The following is a 16,846-nucleotide window of genomic DNA, read 5'->3' as shown; positions in this document are numbered from 1 at the left end:
ACCTTCCGGATGGACAGGTCAGTGACCTAAATACCCTTACGGCGTACTTATCTGGGGTCACATTAATAAAATGGAGCCGGCCGCGGCATTTTCAAGCGTCAATAAGAAAAAAATCTCCTTCATTTAGCAAAAACTGCAAGTCACGGGCTGAATATCCATTACACTGATAACGGCAGTAGGGAATACTTACCGCAATACCGGGCGGAATGCATAGCGTTAGTAAAATTACCCCCCTAATGGATGTATAGGAATCATGTTGAAACAAGTATTATTCATTCTGACAACAGGCTGCGCGTTGCTGGCCAGCAACGGGTGCTCAAGCGTGATGAGCCACACCGGGCCCGACCAGGGTTATTATCCGGGTACCCGCGCCAGTGTGAATGTCATCCGGGATGAGGATACCAGTTGGGCCATGGTGCCGCTGGCGCTTATCGATCTGCCGTTCTCGGCGGTGCTGGATACCCTGCTGTTGCCGTATGATTATCTGCGCAAGGATAGCGATAAATCCGCCGATTCACCGCGCGAACGTATGCTGCACAGCGGCGCCAACAGCCCCGGCGGTTCCCAGCATAAAAACAAGGCCGGCCGCGCCCATACCCTATAAGCCGCCACGCCGGCAACCGGGGGAGTTTAAGCTTGCCCGGCCGGATCGGCCTTGCCCTGGGCCTGCTGACAGAACGCCGCCCGCCGGCGGTGCTTAAGCGTCATGGGAATGACCGACTTGACCGGCGCCGTTTCGCCCTCCATGGCCTGCGTCATCGCCTGGAACGCATGCTCGACCCAGGCATCCTCGTCCTGGCGCATCGACCAGGTGTTATTGGGTAAAAAACCCAACATGGGATGCTCATCGAAAGTACCGATATTCATCTCGGCGGGAATATAGCCATAATGTTCGCGCAAGACGTTAAGCGCGCCTTCCAGTACCGGCAGCGACGAGGCGATAAAGGCCGGCGGCGCATCCTGGTGCAATTCGAAAAAACGCTGCATCAGCAGCTGGCCGTCTTCGCGCCGGTTATGCTGGGCGGTCAGCACCCAGTCCGCGTTTTCGCTGATGCCATGGGCGGCCAGGGTCTCGGTAAAGCCCTGTAAGCGCTGTTTTATGGTCGGCTGCTGCATATCGCCGGCCATAAAAAACAGCGGCAATGTCCCGGCATCAATCATGGCATGGGTTAACGCCGCGCTGCCGTTGACGTTATCGCTGACCACCAGCGATACCGCGCTGTCGCTGAAATCGCGATCGAGAAAGACCAGGGGTTTGGTAAAACGCTTGATATGGTGATTTTGCGCCGGCAATGACGAGGGCACCACGAACAGCCCGTCGACATTGCGCTGCTGCATGGTTTCCACCAGGGTATTTTCGCGTTCGGTATCGCTATAGGTACAGCTGGTGGTCAGTTGATAGCCCGCCTCGCGGCAGCGGATTTCCAGTTTTTCCGCCAGGGTGGAGAAAAACAGATTGGATAACCTGGGAATAATCAGCCCCAGGGTATCGGTTTTGTTCAGCTTCAGGCTGCGGGCGGCATGATTAATGGTATAACCGTATTCGCCCACGTAGCTGGCAATCCTGCTTTGCGTTTTGGCGCTGATACGATATTGCCCGGCTTTACCGTTAAGCACCAGGCGAACGGTGGTGATTGAAATACCCAGCGCTTTAGCTATCTGCTCTACGGTCTTGGCCATCTTATCGGTTAATCCTGTTATCGAATTCTGTAGATAACGCAGTATAACGGACTGGCTAACTCGAATCAGCGGATAATTACGCCAAATACTCACGCCTTGCTCAATAAAAAGTGGTTTTTCCCCTCCTGACGGCGCGGATGCGTCCATTCCGGTCAGAGTGTCACACTCTGTTGCCGCGCTTTCTGCGTCCGTTGCCGGGCAATGAGCCCGGCAACGAATGTCAAGATCGCCTCGCGCTCAGCGCTGCTTTGCAATAGCGACTCGCCGGTGGCGTAATGAAAATAGCGCCGCCGGGTTATTTTCGTCATGTTGATCAGGTTCAGCGCTCTTTTATCGCGGACAGATCCGCCCGATAGCTCTCCTTGGTAATACACACGCAGCAAATGGTAATCGTCGCCATGACGGCTAAGAATAGCGATACCGGCCAGGAATCGCCGCCGGACCAGGCAATCAGCAGGGTACCGATCATCGGCGTCAGGCCGCCGACAATATTGGCCAATTGGAACCCCAGCGACACGCCGGTATAACGCACATTGGTATCGAATAATTCGGAAAAAAAGGCCGGCTGCACGCTAAACATCATGCCCAGGCCGACGGAATAACAAAAGGTGGTGGCGAAATAGAACATTTTCACCGAGCCGGTATCGATCATCCAAAACAACGGAAACGCAAAAATCAGCGTAATAGCCGCGCCGGCCAGATACACCGGCCGCCGGCCGATTTTATCCGACAGATAACCGAAAAACGGGAAGGTAAAAATACCGACAAAACTGGCCAGCAATAAGCCGTTGAGGGCGGTTTCGCGGCTGAAGTTTAATTGCCGGGTGACATAGGACATAAAAAACGCCACGGTCAGCCAGCCGAGCACGATTTCGCCCATGCGCATGCCCATGGCGGTCAGCACCGCACGCCAATGGTATTTCAGTACCGCGATAATCGGGAAATCATGTTTTTGTCCGGTGGCTTTGCCTTCGGTAAATACCGGCGTTTCTTCAATTTTGGAGCGGATATACAGGCCGACAAACAACAGTGCGACGCTGAGCAGGAACGGAATGCGCCATCCCCAGCTCATCAGCTGCGGTTCCGGCAGCCAGGCGACGATGGCAAACACCGCCGTGGCGATAAACAACCCCAGCACATTGCCCAACTGGACAAAGGTGCCGAAAAAACCGCGCCGGTGCACCGGGGCGTATTCGGTGACCAGCGTGGTGGCGCCGCCCCACTCGCCGCCGATGGCGAATCCCTGGCACAAGCGCAGGAAAATCAGCAGCAGCGGCGCCAGATTGCCGATGGCGGCGTAACTGGGCACCAGGCCGATACAGAATGTCGAGGCGCCCATGATCATCAGCGACAGCACCAGCGATTTTTTACGGCCGATTTTATCGCCGTAATGACCAAAAACGATGGCGCCGATAGGCCGGCTGACAAAGGTAATCGACAGGGTAAGAAAAGAAACGATCAGACCCATAAACGGCGTGAGATTGGGAAAGAATAATTTCGGGAACACCAGCGCGGCGGCGGTGCCATAAATAAAAAAATCATAAAATTCGATGGTGGTGCCGCTCAGCCCCGAACCGAGCACCGTCATCAATTTTTTATTCTGCGCCTTTTTTGCCTCTGCGCTGGTGCCGGCGTCGGCCAATGTTGAATCAGTTAAGATAGACATAACTCATTCCTTATGGATAGAGGGAATCATTACCAGACGGACCCGCCGCCATCGACGTTCAGGCTGCAGCCCGTCATATAAAAGGAAGCATCGGGCGCCAGGAAGATAATGGCGCCGTGATATTCCTGCGGACGGCGTCAACGTCTCATTTCTTGCTAAGTCGAGTTAGCAATTTAGCTAACGGCAGATGGGCTGGCAAAGGGTTTTGTTATGAAGTGTGAGCAGGATCGAGGCGAAAGTGTTAACGCCATGATGACGTTACGATACAGCCAGGGGCAACGCCGCCGGCCGCCGGAAAAAACGGCGAACGACGGACGGAAAATTAAACGGCGGGCAAACCCCCTGGCAGGGGAAGATCCGTTGCACCGCCCCGGCAATCAGTGATCGAGCGTCAGGTCGCGACGCGAGGTCTCCGGCGCGCGCCAGGCGGCGTAGGCAGCCACCAGCGCGGCAATCACCACGTACGTCGCCACATAGGTCCAGTCGTCATGATCCAGCGCGGTCAGTCCCTTGGCGATAAAAGGAGTAAACCCGCCGGCGACGATCGCGCCCAGCTGCGCGCCGATGGACGCGCCGCTGTAGCGCACCTTGGGGCCGAACAGTTCGGTAAAGAAGGCCGGCTGTACGGCGTTAATGGAATTATGGGCGATATTGATCAGCAGGATATACCCCAACACCATCAGGACAAACGAGCCGCTTTCGAGCAGCCAGAAAAACGGAAACGCCATGGCGGCGGCGAACAGCGCGCCGAAGATATAGATAGGACGACGGCCGACCCTGTCGGACAGCATGCCGAAGAACGCATGCATCGGAAACGCCAGCACGCAGGTGGTCATCACCACATTGAGCATGGTTTGCTTATCCACCCCCAACTGCGAGGTGGCGTACGAAACGGCAAATACCGTGGCCAGAAAGAACGGCACGCTTTCGGCAAAGCGCAACACCATGATCAGCAGAATACTGCGCCATTGGTGACGCACCACCTCCACCACCGGGCTGCTGGCTTTTTCGCCGGGCGCGTTGGTGGGATTTTGCCGCTCGCGACGTTGCACCGCTTGAAATACCGGCGTTTCTTCCAGGCGGCGGCGCATATACAGGCCGACCAGCACCAGGGCGAAGCTCAGCATAAAGGGAACACGCCAGCCCCACGACATCAGCTGATCTTCCGGCAACAACGTGATGAGCGCAAAAATCCCGGTGGCCAGCAGCTGGCCGGAAAAGCCGCCGGTTTGCGGGATGGACCCCAACAGGCCGCGCCGGTTGGCCGGCGCGCTTTCCACCACCATCAGCATGGCGCCGCCCCACTCGCCGCCGACCAGGAAACCCTGGGTAAAGCGCAGCACGACGAGCAGAATGGGCGCCCAGACGCCGATTTGCGCCCAGGTAGGCAGGCAGCCGACCAGGAACGTCGCCACCCCCATGCCGCCCAGGGTAATCATCAGCGTGTATTTACGGCCCAGGGTATCGCCCATATGGCCGAAAAAAATACCGCCCAGCGGCCGGGCGATAAACCCGACGCCGAAGGTGGCGAACGACGCCAGCATCGCCGCCAGCGGGCTGATGGTCGGGAAAAATATTTTGCCGAACACCAGGGCGCTGGCCAGCCCGTACAGCAGGAAGTCATAAAATTCGATGGTATTGCCAATCCAGCTGGAGATCACCACCCGGCGAATATTCGACCTGTCGAGCAGTTTGCGGTCTTGGGTTATATCAAGAGAAATAGACATGGGTTCCTCATTATTTCTTATCTGTCCCGCCTGGGCCGGACAGGTTATAGGTTGTGGCGCGCAGCCGCGCGCCACGGGCGTAGGGCAAAGATCGTCTTAAAACTCTTGTGGCCGGCGTCGGGTTTACTGCGGGAGCACCAGTTGCCGTATTTCGTCGCCCAGGCGCGCCATGCTGTCCACCGCCGCCGGGAAAAAGCTGTCGTTGAACGCGCCGATGCCGCGCACCCGGCACTGCATGGTAGTGAAGTTGCCCAGTTCCCGCTGCCAGTATTTAGCGCAGGCGGGATAATCCAGGCTCTCGATCAGGGCGGCGGTGGCGAGATAATCAGCCACCCGCCGCGCCTGTTGCGGCTGGCCATGCCAGTTTTCATAGAGCCAGACATAGAGCTGCGGATGGAAATTGGCCATCACGCCGCTGTAGGCGTGGCAACCCGCCTGCCAGGATGCCAGCAGGGTTTGGCTGTTGGCGTTGGCCAGGTGCAGCCGGGAACCCTGCGTCAGCGCCAGCCGGCGCCGCATGGTGGGCAAATGGCAACTGGTGTCCTTGATAAAGGTGTAGCGATCGCTTAACGCGCACCAGCGGATAATCTCATCCGACAGCAGGCGTTTATACGGCCAGGGACATTCGTAAATACCTAAATCCAGCGTCGCCGGCAGCTGTTGCGTCAGTCGTTGCAGGGTAGCCAGCGTTTTTTCATCGCTCTCGCCTTGCAGCGCCAGACGGTTGCTTATCAGGATCAAAGCGTCAATGCCGGTCTGCGCCATGGCGCCGAGCTGTTCCACCTGCTGGCTCAGCCCGCTGGCGGTGTGTCCCGACGCCACGACCGGCACGCGTCCGTCCACCTGGGCGACGATGCGCCCGACCAGTTCGCGTGATTCTTTATCACTGAGGAAAAACATCTCGCTCGACTGGCAGTCGGCGAACAGGCCGTGCACCCCGGCCGCCAGATACCACTCCACCAGCTTTTCCAGCGACGCCCAGTCAATCTCGCCCCGTTCGTCAAAGGGCGTTAACATCACCGGCCAAATGCCGGCGTATTTTTGCCCATCCCGCGCCGATTGCGTCATGCCCGTGGCCCCGCCAGCAGATCAACCGCGCTGCCCGCCGCCCGTACCCGCACGCCGAGCGTCAAGGCCTGGGCGACAAACGCCTGATAGACCTCGCCCAGCAGATCCTGATCCACATAGGCCAGCGTCAAATGGTTGCTTTGATGGCCCGCCATCAGATCGTCGCGCCCGATGCCGTCCAGCACCGCATTCAGCAGCGGCCATTCATAGTTGGTGGCGCGGCGGCGGCGCTCGAATTCCTCCGGCGGCAGCTCAACGGCGGTGCCGGTGCCCATATGCATGACCACCTGCGTGCCTTCGTAATGGGCGCGCGCCCAGATAAAACGCCCGGCTTTGCCCTGCCCGGCGATGGTGGAGCCGCCGTAGGGGAAAAACATCGCCGGCTGACGATAACCGGTAGCCCCGGCGATACCGCCCTTCAGGTGGGCAAACGGCACCGCACCGGAGATTTCCAGATCCCAATAAAACGTACCCTGGTAGTCGCTGCCCCAGCGGATATCGTGCAGGGTGGTCTCGGCGGGCAGGCCCAGGCCATCCAGCAGGCGCCACATCATCACCTGCGGGATGGCGCTGCCCATATCCACTTCATTGATGCAGGGAATGGCCTTGCCCGGCCAGATAATCCCGCCCTGCTCATCCGGGATGGGAAACCGCTCGGCGTTGCCGATAGCGCCTTCGGCAAAATCGGACGCGGCGCAGCAATCCTTCAGGCCCTGCTGATATTGCACCCCCACCGCCGCCAGACCGAAGCGCTGCACGAAACGCGCCATGGCAATCATCATCGCGCACTGTTCCAATACCTGCTCACGCGTCAGCGACTGGGCGCCGTCCGTGCCGAAGTCAAATGTCATGCCGCGCTGCTCATACCAGGTGAGGCACTCCTCGCGCAATGACGCCGGCACCTTGGCCATTTCCACCAACAGCGCCGATTGCGACAGGGATTCCAGCGGGATGCCCGCGTTTACCAGCGCCTGCTGCGGAAAGACCCCATTAATCATGCCCATGCAAAAGGTATCGAACAGGCCGATAATCGCCTTATGACGCAGAATGTATTCCCCCGCCGCCCGGCCGATTTGCCCGGCCGGGCTTGCCATCAGCGCATGGGTGGGCGCGATATCGCGCAAATAGCCGGTCTTATGGCTCAACGCGCCGTCGCGCAGCCAGGTGCTTAATCCCTGGTAGAACAACTCGTCGTCAAAATTTTCCGACCACAGGCGGGAATAGGCGGCGCCCAGGCTGGTCAGGGTACCCGCCATGCAAAGCATACCCACCAGGCCCGGCCAAGTGCCGTCGAAATTGGCCAGCAGTAATACCGGGCCGCGATGATGCGCCAGCGACGGCGCGATATGATGGGAATACTGCCACGCGGTCAGCAGCACGATAACCGGCGCGTCGGGGTCAATGGCGGCGAACAAATCGCCGCCTTCTTTCTGGCTGCTGATAAAGCCATGGCCGCGATCGGCATGGACCGGATGGGCGCGCTTGATGCGGTATCCCAGCTTTTCCAGCGCCGCCTGCAGCTTTTGTTCATAATCCTGCTGGGTCGGCCAACAGGTGACATTAGCCGGTTCACGCAAATCGGCATTGGCGACCAGCAACACTTCCCGATTGCCTGCCTGGATCATCGCCGGTGAAGGCGGAAGGGTAAATTTCAACATGGTTTGCTCCTGGTAAATAATAAGGTCAGCGCCAAACGCGCATGTCGTTTTCGGCCCGCTGCGCATCGTCATAAAGCCGCAGGTAAACCTGGTATTTCGCCTGATGGAATGCCGCGCTGCCCGCATCGGCGCGGATCACCTCGCCGGGACGCACCAACGCGCGCGCCGCGTCGGTCAGGGTGGGAAAGACACCGGCCGCCACCGCGCCCAACAAGGCCGCGCCGAGAGTGACGGCGTCATCCTCGGCCGACAGCTCGATATCGCAGCCGGTGACGTTGGCGTATTCGCGCAGCCAGAGGGGGTTTTTGGTGGCGCCGCCGCAGATCAGCAGCCGGGTAATATGATGACCGGCCTGGTTCATGGCGTCGATAATATGGCGGGTGCCGTAGGCAATGGCCTGCAGGGTAGCCAGGTAGAGCCGGGCCAGCGCATCCGGTCCCTGCTCCAGCGTCAGGCCTATCACCGCGCCGCGGGCGAGCGGATTGGCGCGGGGCGAACGGTTGCCATGATGATCCGCCAGCACATGCAGATGGCGGGTGGGGAACGGATCGCGCCGTTCAAGGGCGTCCACCCAGGCATTAAGCAGCTCATAGTCGCTGCACTGCCGCTCACGGGCCTGCTGTTGCAGCAACGGCCAGGCGGCATGCCCCCGCAGCGTCCATTCCACCAGCGCGCCGGCGGCGCTCTGGCCGCCCTCGCTCAGCCACCAGTCCGGCAGCATCGCGCCCCAATAGGGTCCCCAAACGCCCGGGACATGAATCTCACGCCGGTTAACCAGCATATGGCAATTCGACGTACCGCTGATAATGGCCAGGGCGCCCTCGGGTTGGGTTGCCACCAGCGCCAGTCCGCCCGCATGGGCGTCGATAATGCCGCCTGCCACGGTCACGGCGGTGGTCAGGCCGCACTCCCGCGCCGCCCGGTCGCTGAGTTGCCCCGCGGGCCGGCCCAGTTCCAGGATCGCCGGCGGCACCTTCTCCAGCAGGTCTTCCAGGTCAATCGCCCGCAGCAGCGGGGCGCTGAACTGGTTTTCATGGGCCAGGTAATTCCACTTACAGGTCAGCGTGCAGGTGCTGGCGGCATCCACGCCCGTGGCGCGCCAGACCAGGAAATCCGCCAGATCAAACAGTCGCCAGGCCCGTTGGTAACGCTCGGGAAAATGACGCTTCAGCCACAGGACTTTCGGCAATTCCATTTCCACGCTCACCTCGCCGCCGACATAGTCCAGCGCCCGATCGCCTGTGGCGTTGATATCCTGGGCTTCCCGCACCGCCCGATGATCCATCCACATAATAATATCGTGCCCGGCGGCGTTATCCTCGGCCAGCGAAACCCCCTCGCCGGCGCTATCCACCGCCACCAGCGAACAGGTCGCGTCAAAGGCCAGGGAAACCACCGATTCAGGCGCCACGCCTGCGGTGGCCACCGCCTCTTGAATCGCCGCGCAGGCCTGCGACCAGATTTCCTGTGACGATTGTTCGACCACATCCGGCCGGGGATGGAACTGACTGATGGGGCGCACGGCAAAGCCCAGCCGGGCGCCTTGCTTATCAAACACGCCGGCCCGGACGCTGGCCGACCCCACGTCCACACCGATAAAGCACTGGTTTTTCATGCTCGCACCCCTTTGCTAAGTCGAGTTAGCAATTTAAGCAAAGGTATTGGCGGTGACAAATGAATTTTATGGGATTTGTGAGCTGGATCGGGAAGCGAGACGTAAGGCGATGATAATCAAAAAATTATAACGGCCTGATCTTTCTTTACCGCCGGGCGCGGCAGGCCCTCTGCGCACCGGCCCCGCCGGGCAGGCCAAGCAGCACGCCATAACATTGATAGCCGAACCTTTCTCCCGCATTTAAATGCGGGGCAGCCAGCCTTGGCAGGGGTTTCTCTTGAGCTTGCGGGGGCTTATGTTGCCGCGGTGTGGGCTTCGCTTGCCGTGCGTTAAGGTGTTTTATGAGCGGCCAGGGGGACCCTGCATACGGCTCCCCTGGTCACTTGCCCGCGCCGGGCAGTTCATCTCTCCGCCCGGCATATGGCAAGCGAAACCCGCGCCGAAGCGACATAAACGTGGCGGCATTCATCTTCGCGGGCACCCCATATTGCCAGGCCACATCAGCCCATAGCGCGCCAAGCGGATTAGTACGGCGCCACCGGCGTCAACAGCGGCTTGCCCGCCAAAAACGCCGCGATATTATCAAACACCAGATCCGACATCGCGCGCCGCGTATCATGGGTTGCGCTGGCCATATGCGGCGTAATCACCACATTCGGCCGGTTAAACAACGCCGCGGGCACCTCCGGCTCGTGGCTGAACACATCCAGCCCCGCGCCGCCGATAATCCCCCGCTCAACCGCCTCGATCAAATCACCCTCATCCACTACCGTACCCCGGGCGATATTAATCAAGATCCCCTGGGCGCCGAGGGCGGCCAATACCGGCGCGTTCACCAGCGAACGGGTTTTCTCCCCACCGTTAACGCACACCACCAGGAAATCGCTGGCGGCCGCCAGTTCCACTACCGAGGTATAAAACGGCCAGGGACTGTCAGGCAACTGACGATAATCATGATATGAAATCGCCATATCAAAGGCCGCGGCCCGCCTGGCAATCGCCTGGCCGATACGCCCCATGCCGATAATCCCCAGCCGCCCGCCGGATACTTTTTTGGTCCAGGGATACCCCCCGTCCCGCCAGCCGCCCCGCTCGATAAACCGCTGCGCGCCCACGATCTGCCGCGAGGTCGCCAACAACAGCCCCATCGCCATATCCGCAACGTCCTCGGTCAGCACGTCAGGCGTATTGCACACCGCAATGCCCCGACGCGTGGCCGCGGCCACGTCAATACCGTCATAACCCACGCCGAAATCGGCAATCAGCTCAAGCTGCGGGAATTGCGCGATAAACGCCTCGGTGACGGTGGATTCGCCGTTCACCACCAGCACCCTGGCCTGCTGCGCGGCCGGCAACCGTTCCGGCTCCGGCAGCGAGGAATAATCCACCATATGGAATTGCTCTTCCAGGCGGCGCGTCAGCGCGTCGGGTAACATGGCGGCCTTGATAACGGAATAAGTCATAAATAATCCCTGCGATTAATGTGATAACGGTGAAACGGCGCCTGGCTTTACCGCAGGCGTCCGGGTCCGGCCGACAAAGATGCCCACCACGCCGCCAATCACCAGCGCGACGGCGATAATCATCAGCCCGTAATGATAGCTATTGGTCAAATCCTTGATTTTCCCCAGCAGCGGCGGCAGGCCCAGGCCGGCGAAATTGGCGATGGCATTGATAAAGGCAATGGAGGCCGCCGCCGCCACCCCGGTCAGTTTCTCGGTGGTCACCGCCCAGAATATCGGCGTCAGGGCAAAGTTAAAGCCCACCGTCAATACCAGCAGAATATAGGCCAGCCACAGGTTGGCGGTAAAAATGGAGATGCCCAGCAGCAGCCCGGAGATGATCAGCGGCACGCCCAAATGCAGCGCGCGCTCTTTGGTTTTGTCCGAATGACGGCCGTTGAGATACATAAACAGGCAGGCGAAGACAAAGGGCACCGCCGCCAGCACGCTGATAACAAAATTGCTCTTGTCCGCCACCATGCTTTTTAATATCAAGGGCAGGAATAAGGTAATGCCGATGGAGCAAAACGCTTGCAGGAACCACACCAGGCTCAACAGCCACACCACTTTATTTTTCAGCGCGCTGCCCCAGGAATGGTCCTGGCCCACGACCGCGTCGGCGTTATCCGCCGCCAGGGTCGCCTTCAGCCAGCTTTTTTGCTCCGCACTCAGCCAGTGGGCTTTATCCGGGCTGTCGGAAAGGTAAAACAACACCATCACGCCCATCACTACCGCGGGGATGCCTTCAATAAAGAACAGCCAGCGCCATCCCTCGATACCGCCCAGGCCGTGCAGACCCAGCAGACTGCCGGAAACCGGCAGGCCGATAATCGACGCCAGCACCGAACCCATATAAAAAAACGACATGGCCCTGGCCCGGTTGCTTTTCGGGAACCAGCAGGAAATATAATAAATAATACCGGGAGCAAAACCGGCCTCCGCCATCCCCAACAAGAAACGCATGACATACAGCTGGGTCGGGGTATGGATAAAGCCCATGCCGGTGCTGACCAGCCCCCAGGTTATCATGATGCGCGCAATCCATAATTTGGCGCCGACCTTCGTCATTAAAATATTGCTGGGCACTTCGAAGAGAATGTAGGAAATATAAAACATGCCCACGCCCAGCCCATACATGCTGGTGGTCAATCCCAGGTCGGCGTTCATTTGCAACGCCGCCACGGAAATATTGGTTTTATCCAGGTTGGAAATAAAATAGCACAAGATAATAAACGGGATTATTTTTAAATTCAGCTTAGCCAGGGTAGAGGTACTTAAATCGATATTCATATCATCACCTTTAGGCCACGCCCGGCCTGGGAGCACAGGACTCCTGACTGGGCGTGGTGAAGCAACGCGGGATGGTACTGCTTAATATTATGGCATTACTATAATGGCACTCATCTATAGCGGGTAATTACCACTCCGCCACCGCACCGTCAGGATAACGCCATACCGGATTACGCCATTCACCGGCGTTTTTACTGCGCTCAATCACCAGTTCCTCATTAATTTCCACGCCCAGACCCGGTTTATTTAATGGATAAAAATAACCGTCAGTCATTTTAAAGTCATCTTTATTAATCACATAATCCAGCAGTTCCGCACCCTGGTTATAATGAATACCCATGCTTTGTTCCTGCAAAACCGCGTTATAGGAAACAAAGTCCACCGCCAGACAGGACGCCAGGGCAATAGGGCCTAACGGGCAATGCGGCGCCAGCGTGACATCGTAAGCCTCCGCCATTGACGCGATTTTCAGGCATTCGGTAATGCCGCCCGCATGGGACAGGTCGGGCTGGGCAATCGCCAGGCCGCCGGCCGCCAGCACGCGTTTAAATTCAAAGCGCGAGAACATACGCTCGCCGGCGGCGATGGGGATCGAGGTTTGCGCCGCCAGGCGCGGATAGTACTCCGCCTGTTCCGCCAGCACTGGTTCTTCGATAAACAGCGGCCGGTAGGGCTCCAGCTCCTTGATCAGCAGCTTCGCCATCGGGGCGTTAACACGCCCATGGAAGTCGAGGCCGAACTCGATATCATTACCCATGGCTTCACGCACCTGGGCCGCCACCGCCACCGCCGCATCCACCTTGCGTGAATTGTCGAGCAGGCCCATCTCTTCGCAGCCGTTCAGCTTAAAGGTATCAAAGCCAATCGCGGTGAGTTTTTTCATGCCCGCAATCACATCGGCCGGGCGATCGCCGCCGACCCAGCTATAGGCCTTGATGCGATCGCGCACCAGGCCGCCCAGCAGTTGATATACCGGTACGCCCAGCGCCTTGCCCTTGATATCCCACAACGCCTGATCGATGCCGGCGATGGCGCTCATCAAAATTGGCCCGCCGCGGTAAAAACCGGCGCGGTACATCGTCTGCCAAATATCGTTGATGCGCGCCGGATCCTGGCCGATGACATAATCCGCCAGTTCATGCACCGCGGCCTCGACGCTCTTGGCGCGGCCTTCAATTACCGGCTCGCCCCAGCCGACGATGCCCTCGTCTGTTTCGATTTTCAGGAACATCCAGCGCGGCGGCAGCCGGTAGGTGGTGAGTTTGGTGACTTTCATACTCTGTTTTCCTCTCAAGCCTGACTTTAATGACTCCAGCCTGCGGTGTGAAGCAGCGCTATCATGCCCATTATTGTAGCACCATCATTTTATATTGTACTACAATCTGGATCACACTTTAGGCAATCCAACGGCGGGAAAACGCCGACGCCCGGGACTGACAACGGCGTATTCTGGACGCCAGGCATAAAAAAGCCGGTCATATTCTGACCGGCGGGACGAAAAAGGTTTGCGGGCCGGGTGAAACCCTGCCCGGCGCCCAGGCGCGTTACAACACTGAAAGCCATCCGCCGTCGACGTAGATGATCTGCCCGCTGACATAGTCGGACGCCGAAGAGGCCAGGTATATTGCGGTGCCGATCAGCTCTTCCGGTTTACCCCAGCGTTTGGACGGATTGCTGCTTTTAACCCAGGCGTCAAATTCCGCGTTGTTCACCAGATCGGTATTCATTTCGGTAATAAAATAGCCCGGGCCAATGCCGTTGGCCTGGATATTATACCCGGCCCACTCCGCCGCCATGGCGCGGGTCAGCATCTTGATGCCGCCTTTCGCCGCCGTATAGGGCGCAACGGTTGCGCGCGCGGCCTCGCTGGTCAATGAACAGATATTGATAATTTTACCGCCGTCGCCTTTGGCGATCATCCTGGATGCCGCCTCGCGGGATACGATAAACGCGCTGGTCAGGTTGGTGTCGATCACCCGCCGCCAGTCGGCAAGCTTCAGGTCGACCAGCGGCTGGCGATGCTGGATACCGGCATTGTTTATCAGGATATCCACGTGCGCGCCCTCGCCATCCAGCCGGGCGAATACCGCCGCCACCTGCTGCTCATCGGTGACGTCAAACGCCATACCGCGCACGGCCAGCCCTTGCCCGCGGAGCTCGGCCACCGCCGCCGCCAGGGTATCCTCATGCAGACCGTTAAGGATCACGGCGGCCCCGGCCCCCGCCAGGCCCTTGGCATAGGCAAAACCCAGGCCGCGCGCCGATCCGGTGACCAGCGCTGTGCGGCCGGACAAATCAAATAAACCCGTCATGGTATTCCCCCTTTCCGTTAAGCGTAACACAGCCTTGGTCGCCTCGCCGGGCGCACGGAAGGGCATCACGCGGCTTGCCGCGCGCGCCGGCCGGCGGGACTAGCGTGCCTGCGCCGCGGCCCGGTAAGCGGCGACAAAAGCCGCGGCCTGCTCCCGCGTGCGGCCGACCGGCTGGCCGGCGCGGTAAAGATCGCTACCCAGGCCCGCGCCGATACATCCGGCCTTCAGGTAGAGATGCAGATTTTCCGGCGTAATGCCGCCGACGGCGAATACCGGTATTTCCGGCGGCAGTACCGCTTTCAGCGCTTTAATATAATCCGGACCGAACGACACCGACGGGAAAATTTTCAGCGCCTGCGCGCCGGCGTCCAGAGCGGTAAAAGCCTCGGTGGCGGTGGCGCACCCGGGACATACCGTCATGCCGTGGCTTACGCCGCGGCGGATCACGTCAGGCTGGATATTGGGCGTGACCAGCAGCTTGCCGCCCAGCCATGCCAGCTCGTCCACCTGCGCGGGCTTCAGCACCGTGCCGCCGCCGATCAGCGCGCGGTCGCCAAACGCCTGCACCGTTTTGCCGATACTTTCCTGCCAGTTCGGCGAGTTCAAGGGGATTTCCACCGCGTCAAATCCCGCCGCCAGCAGCGCCTCGACATGCTCCAGCACTTCGCCGGGCGTAATACCGCGCAGGATGGCGATTAGGGGTAGTTTATCGTTCCAGTTCATTGACTATGCTCCTTATGCCGGCCTGGAATGACGCATCGCCATCCAGTAACCGGTCGTTAAGACCCGCATATTGCAGCGCCTGCCGATAGCGGGCCGCAAGCGACGGATTGCCGATAATGGTAATGGTTTCACCGCCGCCGATGGCCCAGCCGCGCTGCATCTGCGCCACTTCATTGCCAATCAACAGGCCGGAGAGCCATTCGCTCACCGCGCTGGTATCCAGCTGGCCCAGCACGTGGGCGGCGCGGGTTTCGAACAGGCACCGCAGAATATGGCTTTCACGAAAGCCCTGCTCCATTCCCTGGCGGAAAATATCCGGGTTCGGCCGCTGTTCGCCGACGCCGACGCCCACCAGCGACTGCTTCATCAATAAATGGTGCAGTTCTCCGGTCATCACCGTGCGGAAATCATCGATCACGCCGTCATTGACGCGCACCCATTTACTGTGGGTGCCGGGCATCAGGTACAGGGCGCCGGGCTGGGAACAGTAGGCCCCGAGAAGCTGGGTCTCCTCGCCGCGCATCACGTTGCAGTTGCCGTCGCCGATAATGCTGATGCCGGGAATAATCCAGGCCTTCCGCGGCGCGGCCTGCGCCACCAGGGTCAGCCGTCCGGCCAGGTCGCCCAGCCGCGTGGGGCACGGCAGGTAGGGCACCGGCACCCAGCCGGCATTGCTGCCCACCATGCCGGCCATCACCACCGGCACATCGTGCTGCCGCCAGGGCGCCAGCACCTCATGGAATACCTGCTCCGCCGTGCGCGAGCCCAAACGGGTGACCCCGGCCTCGGACTGCTGGCTGCCGGCCAGTTCGCCGTCCAGGTACAGCCAGGCGCGTAAGTTTGTCGATCCCCAATCTATGGCGATATAACTGTTGCTCATGTTATGTCCTTCAGCCTTTTGGTCGAGCTGGCAATCATGGTGACCGCCGCCTGCTCCGCCGCCTCGCAATCCTGATGCCTGATGGCGTCGTATAAGTTTTTATGCTCTTGCAGCGTGCGCGGCATATTGCCTTCGTCCGCCATATAGGTGCGCTCGAACACCGCGCGTTGCAACGAGCTGATGGCCACGCCCAACTGTTGCAGCACCGGATTATGCACCGCGCTCAGCACCGCCTGGTGGTAACGGATATCCGCCTCATTAAAGGCATCACGATCGTGACTGTTGGCAATCATCTCGTTCAGCGCCGTCTCGATAACCGCCAGTTCGCCGGAGGTGGCCCGCTCGGCCGCCCACCGCGCGATGGTCGGTTCCACCAGATGGCGCACCTCGGTCAGCGAGGCGATTAACCGCGGGTCATAATCCAGCGCCAGCACCCACTGCAAGACATCGGTATCCAGGTAATTCCACTTATTGCGCGCGCAAACGAAGGCGCCGCGATAACGAATAATCTCGATTAAATTCTTGGCCATCAGGGCGCGCAGCACTTCACGTATGATATTGCGCGAGGTTTCGAACTCCTCGCACAAATCCGCTTCCGACGGCAGTCCCGTTCCGGGGATATACTTACCGCTGACGATCTGCTGGCCCATTTCATGGATGATGCGATCGGTTTTGCTGAGAGCCTGACGGTCCATAACATTTCCCACAAAGTGATAAAAATAAGG

At 59.4% G+C, this 16,846-nt stretch carries 15 protein-coding genes; 1 reads left to right on the top strand and 14 read right to left on the bottom strand.

Translation table 11 applies throughout. The features are described from left to right. The first annotated feature begins 253 nt into the window (after nucleotides 1-253). Nucleotides 254-604 (top strand): YceK/YidQ family lipoprotein, encoded by a 351-nt coding sequence (locus ACL2XF_RS21215; protein WP_413727485.1) that lies wholly within the window; start codon nucleotides 254-256, stop codon nucleotides 602-604. Nucleotides 605-630: 26 nt separating this feature from the next. Here the strand turns inward: ACL2XF_RS21215 and ACL2XF_RS21210 are convergent, their stop codons facing one another. The 14 genes from ACL2XF_RS21210 to ACL2XF_RS21145 all read right to left on the bottom strand — a co-directional run bounded on the left by ACL2XF_RS21210 (nucleotide 631) and on the right by ACL2XF_RS21145 (nucleotide 16,816). Continuing rightward, the gene (locus tag ACL2XF_RS21210; RefSeq protein WP_410012955.1) at nucleotides 631-1,680 is read right to left on the bottom strand and encodes a LacI family DNA-binding transcriptional regulator; all 1,050 of its coding nucleotides are present in this window, start codon (nucleotides 1,678-1,680) and stop codon (nucleotides 631-633) included. 152 nt (nucleotides 1,681-1,832) lie between these two features. Next, on the bottom strand, nucleotides 1,833-1,988 hold the full coding sequence (locus tag ACL2XF_RS21205) for a hypothetical protein (RefSeq protein ID WP_413727484.1): 156 nt from the start codon (nucleotides 1,986-1,988) through the stop codon (nucleotides 1,833-1,835). Between the two features lie 11 nt (nucleotides 1,989-1,999). Continuing rightward, complete coding sequence (locus ACL2XF_RS21200; protein ID WP_410012954.1) at nucleotides 2,000-3,346, bottom strand: MFS transporter; 1,347 nt, start codon at nucleotides 3,344-3,346, stop codon at nucleotides 2,000-2,002. A gap of 377 nt (nucleotides 3,347-3,723) precedes the next feature. Next, complete coding sequence (locus ACL2XF_RS21195) at nucleotides 3,724-5,073, bottom strand: MFS transporter (protein ID WP_413727483.1); 1,350 nt, start codon at nucleotides 5,071-5,073, stop codon at nucleotides 3,724-3,726. A gap of 123 nt (nucleotides 5,074-5,196) precedes the next feature. Continuing rightward, nucleotides 5,197-6,141, bottom strand: a complete 945-nt coding sequence (locus ACL2XF_RS21190) for a dihydrodipicolinate synthase family protein (protein WP_410012952.1) — start codon at nucleotides 6,139-6,141, stop codon at nucleotides 5,197-5,199. Continuing rightward, a complete protein-coding gene (locus ACL2XF_RS21185) occupies nucleotides 6,138-7,799 on the bottom strand; it encodes a signal transduction protein (protein WP_413727482.1) in 1,662 nt (553 codons plus the stop codon). Before ACL2XF_RS21185 ends, ACL2XF_RS21190 begins: the two co-directional genes overlap by 4 nt. Nucleotides 7,800-7,824: 25 nt before the next feature. After that, nucleotides 7,825-9,414: an FGGY-family carbohydrate kinase gene (locus ACL2XF_RS21180; protein WP_413727481.1), complete on the bottom strand. Its 1,590-nt coding sequence runs from the start codon at nucleotides 9,412-9,414 to the stop codon at nucleotides 7,825-7,827. 524 nt (nucleotides 9,415-9,938) lie between these two features. Then, nucleotides 9,939-10,877 carry a 2-hydroxyacid dehydrogenase gene (locus tag ACL2XF_RS21175; RefSeq protein ID WP_410012949.1) on the bottom strand — a complete coding sequence of 313 codons (939 nt, stop codon included), beginning with the start codon at nucleotides 10,875-10,877 and terminating at the stop codon, nucleotides 9,939-9,941. 15 nt (nucleotides 10,878-10,892) lie between these two features. Then, on the bottom strand, nucleotides 10,893-12,206 hold the full coding sequence (locus tag ACL2XF_RS21170; RefSeq protein WP_410012948.1) for an MFS transporter: 1,314 nt from the start codon (nucleotides 12,204-12,206) through the stop codon (nucleotides 10,893-10,895). A 127-nt stretch (nucleotides 12,207-12,333) separates the two neighbouring features. After that, the gene (gene dgoD / locus ACL2XF_RS21165; protein ID WP_410012947.1) at nucleotides 12,334-13,482 is read right to left on the bottom strand and encodes a galactonate dehydratase; all 1,149 of its coding nucleotides are present in this window, start codon (nucleotides 13,480-13,482) and stop codon (nucleotides 12,334-12,336) included. A gap of 268 nt (nucleotides 13,483-13,750) precedes the next feature. Next, nucleotides 13,751-14,518, bottom strand: a complete 768-nt coding sequence (locus ACL2XF_RS21160) for an SDR family oxidoreductase (RefSeq protein WP_410012946.1) — start codon at nucleotides 14,516-14,518, stop codon at nucleotides 13,751-13,753. A 99-nt stretch (nucleotides 14,519-14,617) separates the two neighbouring features. Beyond that, on the bottom strand, nucleotides 14,618-15,241 hold the full coding sequence (locus ACL2XF_RS21155) for a 2-dehydro-3-deoxy-6-phosphogalactonate aldolase (RefSeq protein ID WP_413727480.1): 624 nt from the start codon (nucleotides 15,239-15,241) through the stop codon (nucleotides 14,618-14,620). Further along, on the bottom strand, nucleotides 15,225-16,121 hold the full coding sequence (locus ACL2XF_RS21150) for a 2-dehydro-3-deoxygalactonokinase (protein ID WP_410012944.1): 897 nt from the start codon (nucleotides 16,119-16,121) through the stop codon (nucleotides 15,225-15,227). The genes ACL2XF_RS21155 and ACL2XF_RS21150 overlap by 17 nt, the downstream gene beginning before the upstream one ends. Beyond that, complete coding sequence (locus ACL2XF_RS21145; RefSeq protein WP_410012943.1) at nucleotides 16,118-16,816, bottom strand: FadR/GntR family transcriptional regulator; 699 nt, start codon at nucleotides 16,814-16,816, stop codon at nucleotides 16,118-16,120. The genes ACL2XF_RS21150 and ACL2XF_RS21145 overlap by 4 nt, the downstream gene beginning before the upstream one ends. Nucleotides 16,817-16,846 lie beyond the last annotated feature (30 nt).

It is taken from the genome of Sodalis sp. RH19, from assembly GCF_047324215.1.
Lineage (GTDB): Bacteria > Pseudomonadota > Gammaproteobacteria > Enterobacterales > Enterobacteriaceae > Acerihabitans.
This window is presented reverse-complemented; position numbering and strand designations above follow the sequence as displayed.

Coding starts and splice junctions, on each gene's coding strand:
- ACL2XF_RS21185 (WP_413727482.1), bottom strand. CDS start 7,799: ATGTTGAAATTTACCCTTCCGCCTTCACCGGCGATGATCCAGGCAGGC.
- ACL2XF_RS21145 (WP_410012943.1), bottom strand. CDS start 16,816: ATGGACCGTCAGGCTCTCAGCAAAACCGATCGCATCATCCATGAAATG.
- ACL2XF_RS21200 (WP_410012954.1), bottom strand. CDS start 3,346: ATGTCTATCTTAACTGATTCAACATTGGCCGACGCCGGCACCAGCGCA.
- ACL2XF_RS21175 (WP_410012949.1), bottom strand. CDS start 10,877: ATGACTTATTCCGTTATCAAGGCCGCCATGTTACCCGACGCGCTGACG.
- ACL2XF_RS21180 (WP_413727481.1), bottom strand. CDS start 9,414: ATGAAAAACCAGTGCTTTATCGGTGTGGACGTGGGGTCGGCCAGCGTC.
- ACL2XF_RS21205 (WP_413727484.1), bottom strand. CDS start 1,988: ATGACGAAAATAACCCGGCGGCGCTATTTTCATTACGCCACCGGCGAG.
- ACL2XF_RS21210 (WP_410012955.1), bottom strand. CDS start 1,680: ATGGCCAAGACCGTAGAGCAGATAGCTAAAGCGCTGGGTATTTCAATC.
- ACL2XF_RS21215 (WP_413727485.1), top strand. CDS start 254: ATGTTGAAACAAGTATTATTCATTCTGACAACAGGCTGCGCGTTGCTG.
- ACL2XF_RS21150 (WP_410012944.1), bottom strand. CDS start 16,121: ATGAGCAACAGTTATATCGCCATAGATTGGGGATCGACAAACTTACGC.
- dgoD (WP_410012947.1), bottom strand. CDS start 13,482: ATGAAAGTCACCAAACTCACCACCTACCGGCTGCCGCCGCGCTGGATG.
- ACL2XF_RS21170 (WP_410012948.1), bottom strand. CDS start 12,206: ATGAATATCGATTTAAGTACCTCTACCCTGGCTAAGCTGAATTTAAAA.
- ACL2XF_RS21190 (WP_410012952.1), bottom strand. CDS start 6,141: ATGACGCAATCGGCGCGGGATGGGCAAAAATACGCCGGCATTTGGCCG.
- ACL2XF_RS21160 (WP_410012946.1), bottom strand. CDS start 14,518: ATGACGGGTTTATTTGATTTGTCCGGCCGCACAGCGCTGGTCACCGGA.
- ACL2XF_RS21195 (WP_413727483.1), bottom strand. CDS start 5,073: ATGTCTATTTCTCTTGATATAACCCAAGACCGCAAACTGCTCGACAGG.
- ACL2XF_RS21155 (WP_413727480.1), bottom strand. CDS start 15,241: ATGAACTGGAACGATAAACTACCCCTAATCGCCATCCTGCGCGGTATT.